At 70.3% G+C, this 6,646-nt stretch carries 5 protein-coding genes and 1 pseudogene; 5 read left to right on the top strand and 1 reads right to left on the bottom strand.

Going from position 1 to position 6,646, the window contains the following annotated elements:
* Nucleotides 1-736 (bottom strand): enoyl-CoA hydratase-related protein (locus RMO85_RS15200; protein WP_310529566.1); only part of this gene is annotated, 736 nt, incomplete at its 3' end.
* Nucleotides 737-878: 142 nt separating this feature from the next.
* Between RMO85_RS15200 and RMO85_RS15195 the strand changes: the two genes are divergently transcribed.
* The 5 genes and pseudogenes from RMO85_RS15195 to RMO85_RS15175 all read left to right on the top strand — a co-directional run.
* Nucleotides 879-2,387 (top strand): molybdopterin-dependent oxidoreductase, encoded by a 1,509-nt coding sequence (locus tag RMO85_RS15195; RefSeq protein ID WP_310529565.1) that lies wholly within the window; start codon nt 879-881, stop codon nt 2,385-2,387.
* Nucleotides 2,388-2,493: 106 nt separating this feature from the next.
* Nucleotides 2,494-3,165, top strand: a complete 672-nt coding sequence (locus tag RMO85_RS15190) for a fasciclin domain-containing protein (protein WP_310529564.1) — start codon at nt 2,494-2,496, stop codon at nt 3,163-3,165.
* A gap of 37 nt (nt 3,166-3,202) precedes the next feature.
* Complete coding sequence (gene sigK / locus RMO85_RS15185) at nt 3,203-3,817, top strand: ECF RNA polymerase sigma factor SigK (protein ID WP_310529563.1); 615 nt, start codon at nt 3,203-3,205, stop codon at nt 3,815-3,817.
* Nucleotides 3,814-4,509: an anti-sigma factor gene (locus RMO85_RS15180; protein WP_310529562.1), complete on the top strand. Its 696-nt coding sequence runs from the start codon at nt 3,814-3,816 to the stop codon at nt 4,507-4,509. Before sigK ends, RMO85_RS15180 begins: the two co-directional genes overlap by 4 nt.
* Nucleotides 4,506-6,416 (top strand): annotated as a pseudogene (locus tag RMO85_RS15175) (FAD-dependent oxidoreductase); the annotation flags it as partial. The gene RMO85_RS15180 and the pseudogene RMO85_RS15175, both read left to right, overlap by 4 nt.
* Nucleotides 6,417-6,646 lie beyond the last annotated feature (230 nt).

Genomic DNA, 6,646 nt, shown 5'->3' with positions numbered 1-6,646 from the left:
GGCTGAGGAACGCCGTCATCGCCTCGCGGGCCTCGTCGGAGGCGAAGAGGCGGGCGCTGAGAGTCGCCAGCTCGGCACCCCGGGCGTCGATGCGCGCGAGCAGGTCGGCGTTGAGGATCCGCTTCGACTCCCTCAGCCCCTGCGGGGCGCCGGTGGCCAGCGACCGGCACACCTCGGCGACGCGCGAGTCGATCTCGTCGTCCGGCACGGCCATCGTCACCAGTCCGTACGCCGCAGCGTCGGTCCCGCCGAAGACCTCACCGCCGAGCGTGGTCAGCGCGGCGGCGCGTGGATTCATCCGGTGGTGCACGGTCAGGCTGATGATCGCCGCGGCCAGGCCGAGCTTCACCTCGGTCAGCGCGAACGTCGCGGACTCTGCGGCCACGGCAATGTCGGCGGCGGCGACGATCCCGATGCCGCCCGCGCGGACTGCGCCGTACGCCCGGACCACGACCGGCTTGTCCATCGACACGATCAGGCGCTGCAGGTCCACGATCCTCTTCGCCCCCTCCTCCATCCCGTCGGCGGTGGCCTCGGAGAGGTCGGCGCCCGAGCAGAAGACCCGCCCGGTCGAGGCGATCAGCACGACCTTCACCGCGTCGTCGGCGGCCGCCGCCTGCAAGTGCCCGAACAGCTCGGTGACCAGCTGCCTCGACAGTGCGTTGCGGTTGTGCGGCGAGTCGAGGGTGACGGTGGCGACAGCGTCAGTGACGGCGTAGTGGACGAGTTCGGTCATGGCCCCATCCTGCCGTGTCCGGTCGCCGGCCCATGTAACACGCTGTCCGGTGCTCTTCCACGCCGTTGCAACGGCGTGGAAGAGCACTCAACAGCGTGTTACAAGAAGCAATCCAACACCGGGCCGGCACCGAACACCCTCTGTGCTCACACGACTGCTCCACGCCCTGAACGGCGTCCTCGCCACCCTCGCCGGTGTCGCGGCCGCTCACCTCGTTGCGGCCCTGACCGTTCCGGCTGCCTCGCCCGTCCTCGCCGTCGGATCGACGGTGATCGACCTGACGCCCACGCCGGTCAAGGAGTGGGCCATCAAGAACTTCGGGACCGCCGACAAGCCGATCCTCATCGGCTCGGTGATGCTCGGCGTGCTCATCCTCGCCGGCATCGCCGGGATCGTCGCCGCCCGCCGGCTCACCGCCGGCCTGCTGATGATCGTCGCCCTGGCCGGCGTCGCCGGCGTGCTGGCGATGATCCGCCCCTCCGCCGGCCCCCTCGACCTGCTGCCGAGCCTGGTCGCCGCCCTGGTCGGTGTCGTCGCCCTGTGGTGGCTGCACCGGCTCGAGGAGACCGGCTCGCACCAGGGTGCGGCAGGCCCGAGCCGCCGCGGCGTGCTGCTGGCCGCCGGCGGCCTCGCCGTCGCGGCTGCGGCCTTCGGCAGCGCCGGACGGTTCATTGCGGCGTACCGCCTCAAGGGCACCGACATCGAGCTGCCCGCTGCCACCGGCACCGCCAAGCCGCTGCCGAGCGGGCTGGAGGAGGAGGTCGCCGGGATCTCCCCGTTCCGTACGCCGACCGCGGACTTCTACCGCGTCGACACCCGTCTCTCGCTGCCGATCGTGGACGCCGACTCGTGGTCGCTGACCATCGACGGCGACGTCGACAGGGAGGTCACGCTCACGCTGGCCGACCTCTACGAGCTCGACGTCATCGAGCGTGACATCACCTTGACCTGCGTCTCCAACGACGTGGGCGGCTCCTATCTCGGCAGCGCGCTGTGGCTCGGCGTCCGCCTGACCGACGTCCTCGCGCTCGCCGGCATCGACAACACCCGAGCCGACCAGATCCTGTCCACCGACGTCGACGGCATGACGATCTCGACGCCGTTCGACGTCGCCACCGACGGCCGCGACGCGATGATCGTCTTCGGCATGAACGGCGGCCCGCTGCCGCGCGAGCACGGCTTCCCCGTGCGGATGGTCGTGCCCGGCCTCTACGGCTTCGTCAGCGCGACGAAGTGGATCACCAAGATCACCCTCACGACGTACGACGACCAGCAGGCCTACTGGACCGAGCGCGACTGGGCGACGGACGCCCCGATCAAGATCTCCAGCCGCATCGACACCCCCAAGCCCTTGTCGGACACCGACGCGGGCCGCACGTTCATCGGCGGCGTCGCCTGGGCCCAGGGCGTGGGCATCGCAGGAGTCGAGGTGCGCATCGACGGCGGCCCCTGGCAGCCCGCCACGATGGGCCCGGACGCCGGCAACGACTACTGGCGCCAGTGGTATCTCGAGTGGGACGCCAAGCCCGGCCAGCACTTCGTGGCCAGCCGCGCCACCAACAAGGCCGGCGACGTGCAGACCGCCGCTCGGATGAGCCCCTTCCCCGAGGGCTCGAGCGGCATCCAGGAGATCGCCGTCAACGTCGGCTGATTCTTTTCACATCTGCACCAATCCGCCTCCCCGGAGGCACCGAACACACTCCGGAAAGACTCCCGGGGCCACCGGCCCCGGAGCCCCTCACGAAAGGCTCAATCCCATGAACCGCATTGCTCGCAACTCCGGTCTGGCCGCCCTGGCGCTGACCATGTCCTTCGGTCTGGCCGCCTGTGGCAGCGACGACGGCGCCACCAGTGGCTCCGACGCCTCCGCCAGCGAGACCTCCTCGGCCTCCGAGACGCCCATGACCGAGGAGTCGTCAGCGCCCGCAGCTGACGACGCCGGTGCCGAGACGTTCGGCGAGGGCTGCGCGGCCATCCCGACCGACCCGACCGACCCGGGCTCCTTCAACGGCATGGCCACCGAGCCGGTCGCCACCGCCGCCTCGGGCAACCCGCTCCTGAAGACCCTGGTCGCCGCCGTCACCAAGGCCGGCCTCGTCGACACCCTCAACTCCGCCGAGGGCATCACCGTCTTCGCGCCGACCGACGACGCCTTCGCCAAGATCCCGGCGAAGACGCTGAAGGCCGTCCTCAAGGACAAGGCGACGCTGACCGCGATCCTCACGCACCACGTCGTGCCGGAGACGCTGACCCAGGACAACCTGGCCGGCAAGTTCCAGACGCTGAACAAGGACGAGCTGACCGTCGAGGGTTCGGGTGACATGTTCACCGCCGACTCCGAGGAGAAGGCCAACATCATCTGCGGCAACATCAAGACCGCGAACGCGACGGTGTACGTCGTCGACACCGTCATGATGCCCCAGATGTAACTGTCGGATCTCCGGCACATCAGCAAGGATCACTGACGTGGACCACTTGAAGTCAGTACCGGACGGGGTGCCCTCTACGGGGGGCACCCCGTCAGGGGGCGACGCCGCTGCCCGGCTCGCTACCTTGATGCAGAGGTCAAGCCTCGGCGACGAGGGTGCCTTTGCCGAGCTGTACGACGCCACCTCGGCCCGGGCCTACGGCCTGGCGCTCAGGGTGGTCCGCAACCCCGCGCACGCAGAAGAGGTCGTCCAGGAGGCCTACCTCGACGCGTGGCGCACCAGCAGTCGTTTCGAACCCGCTCGCGGGAGCGCCATCGGCTGGCTCCTCACCATCGTGCACCGCAAGGCAGTCGACCGGGTCCGCTCGGCCGAGGCCGCCACGGCGCGCGATGCGACCTACCACCGCGAGAGCCAACCGGTGGAGCACGACTCGACGCTCGAGGCCGCACACGCATCGCTGGAAGCTCAGCGGGTGCGCAGCGCGGTTGCCGGGCTCACCGAGGTTCAACGCGAAGCCGTGGAGCTGGCCTTCTTCGGTGGCTACACACATACACAAGTGGCGACAATGCTCGACGTTCCGGTCGGCACCGCCAAGACACGCATCCGGGATGGACTCATTCGGCTGCGCGATGCGATGGGAGTTGGGTCATGAGCGACATTCACAAGCTCTCGGGCGCCTACGCCCTCGACGCGGTCGATGACCTCGAACGAGCGGCCTTCGAACGACACCTGACCGAGTGTGAGGACTGCCGGACCGAGGTGGCCAGCCTGCGGGAGACCACCGCGATGCTGGCCGAGTCCGTCGCCGTCCCCGCACCGCCCTCGCTGCGCGCCGCGGTGCTCACCGGGATCACCCAGGTCCGTCCGCTGCCGCCGATCGTGGCGCCGCACCGGCGAGCTGCCTGGTTTCCCCTTCTGGTCGCCGCGTCCATCGTCGCCGTCCTCGGCCTGGCTGCCGCTGTCTGGCAGCCGTGGACACCGTCGGAGACCCCTTCGCTGACCGCGGCCGAGCAGGTGCTCCGCGCACCCGACGCCCAGTCGGTCAGCATCGATCTCGGCAAGGACGGGCGAGCCACCGTCACCCGGTCCAAGTCACTGCACAAGGCTGTCATCCGCACCGAGGACATGACGCCCGCGCCGAGCGGTCGGACCTACCAGCTCTGGCTCCAGCAGCGGGGCGAGATGATCTCCGCCGGGCTGATGCAGGGCGGAGACCAGGAGATCGTCCTCGACGGTGACGCGGCGACCGCCAGCGCGGCCGGCGTGACGGTCGAGCCCGCCGGTGGCTCCGAGAGCCCCAATCTCCCGCCGGTCGCCCTCTTCGACTTCTCCCAAGCGACATGAGCACCTCGCCCCGTCGCATCGGAGTCGTCGGCTCCGGTGTCGCTGGACTCACCGCCGCGTACGTCGCCTCGCGCACCGCGCACGTGACGCTGTTCGAGGCCGACGACCGCCTCGGCGGTCACGCGGACACCCATGTCGTCGCCTCGCCCGACGGCGAGCTGCGCATCGACACCGGGTTCATCGTGCACAACCGGCGCACCTACCCGACCCTGCTGCGCCTCTTCGCCGAGCTCGACATCGCCACGCAGCCGTCCGAGATGTCGCTGTCGGTGTCCGACCAGCGCTCCGGGGTGGAGTACGCCGGCGCCCTGGGCGTCCGCGGTCTCTTCCCGACCAGGGCCGCCCTGACGTCCGCGACCCACTGGCGGATGCTGGCCGAGATCCCCCGCTTCCACCGGCGCGCCCGCACTCTGCTCGCCGACACGGACGCCAGTGAGGAGACCCTGCGAGAGTTCCTCGCGGACGGCGGGTTCTCCGACCACTTCGTGCGCCACTTCATGGAGCCGATGGTGGCGGCCGTGTGGTCGTGCGACCCGGAGACCTCGCTGGACTACCCCGCGCGCTACCTCTTCACCTTCCTCGAGCACCACGGCATGCTCGGCATCTTCGGCTCCCCCGAGTGGCGCACCGTCACCGGCGGTTCGGGGACGTACGTCGCAGCCGTGGCCAGCCATCTCCAGACGATCCGCACCGGCACCAAGATCACTTCGGTCAGCGAGTTCACCGACCGCGTGGAGGTCACCGACGGCAACGGCCAGGTCCACACCTTCGACGCGATCGTCGTGGCCACGCACCCCGCGCAGGCCCTGACGATGCTGGAGTCGCCGACGGCCGCCCAGACCGAGGTGCTGGGCGCGCTGCCCTACTCGGCCAACACGGCCCTGCTGCACACCGACACGTCGCTCCTGCCGGCGGCACGCAACGCCCGGTCGAGCTGGAACTTCCAGCGCCCTGCCACCCCCACCGGCCAGGTCACCGTCACCTACGACCTCACCCGGCTGCAGCGGCTCGCCACCCAGACCCACTACCTCGTCACCCTCGGCGGCGAGCACCTGGTCGACCCGACCACCGTGATCGACCGGATGGAGTACGAGCACCCGCTCTACACCCCCGAGTCCGTGGCTGCCCAGCGGCGCCTGCCCTCGATCGACTCCGACCGGGTCGCCTTCGCCGGCGCCTACCACGGGTGGGGCTTCCACGAGGACGGCGCGCGCTCCGGCCTGGCCGCGGCGACCAGGCTCGGCCTCGTCTGGCCGAGCGCGCAGACCTCCACCGCCCGGCAGGTCGAGCCCGGCCTGTTCCGGACCACGATCCGCCACACCCGGCGCACCCCCTTCAAGCGCGCCTTCGAGCACCGCTCGCACCTGTGGCTGGTCGACCTCGATGCCCTGCCCGACCGCGGCCCGCTCGCCAGCTTCGAGGCACGCGACCACCTGGGTGAGCCCACGTCCACGATCCGCGCCAACCTCGACGCGTTCTTGTCCCAGCACGATGTCGACGTGGCCGGCGGCCGGATCCTGATGGCCGCCAACCCGCGCTCGCTCGGCTACTGCTTCAACCCGATCTCCGTCTTCTGGTGCTTCGACGCCACGGGCGCGCAGGCGGCCACGGTGGTCGAGGTGCACAACACCTACGGCGACCGGCACGCTTACCTCGTCCACCCCGACGAGCAGGGACGAGCCCGGACCGACAAGGCGATGTATGTCTCGCCGTTCCACGGCGTCGACGGCCACTACGAGCTGGCCGTTCCGGTCCCGAGCGATCGGCTCGACATCGCCGTCACCCTGCACACCGCTGACGGCCAACCGTTCAGCGCAAGCGTCACCGGTCAGCGCGTCCAGTCGACGCGCGGCCGGCACAACAGCTGGCCCAGCACGTGGCGCACCTCGGGTGCAGCCCTGCGCGCCAGCGCCCTGATCCGCGTCCACGGCATCTGGCTGTGGGCTCGCCGACTTCCGGTCCGTCCCCTACGACGTCCAGGGCCACACCGACGCCCTTCGAGCCGCCGGGCTCTGGCCAGTGATGCCTTGTCCAGGGTTCGGGCCCCGTTGCTGGTCTTGACGAACCTGGGTGTGCGGGCGGCCTTCTCCCCGGCGACCACGGCCTTGGCGCGGTTCTCCTGCAGGGTCAGGGTCTT

Origin of the sequence: Nocardioides sp., from assembly GCF_031422975.1 — a bacterium.
GTDB lineage: Bacteria > Actinomycetota > Actinomycetes > Propionibacteriales > Nocardioidaceae > Nocardioides.
Note: the sequence above shows the minus strand (reverse complement) of the source record. Positions and strands in the feature narration are given on the sequence as shown.

Bases quoted from the DNA above. Each gene is read 5' to 3' on its own strand.
- RMO85_RS15190 (WP_310529564.1), top strand. From the start codon at position 2,494: ATGAACCGCATTGCTCGCAACTCCGGTCTGGCCGCCCTGGCGCTGACC.
- RMO85_RS15180 (WP_310529562.1), top strand. From the start codon at position 3,814: ATGAGCGACATTCACAAGCTCTCGGGCGCCTACGCCCTCGACGCGGTC.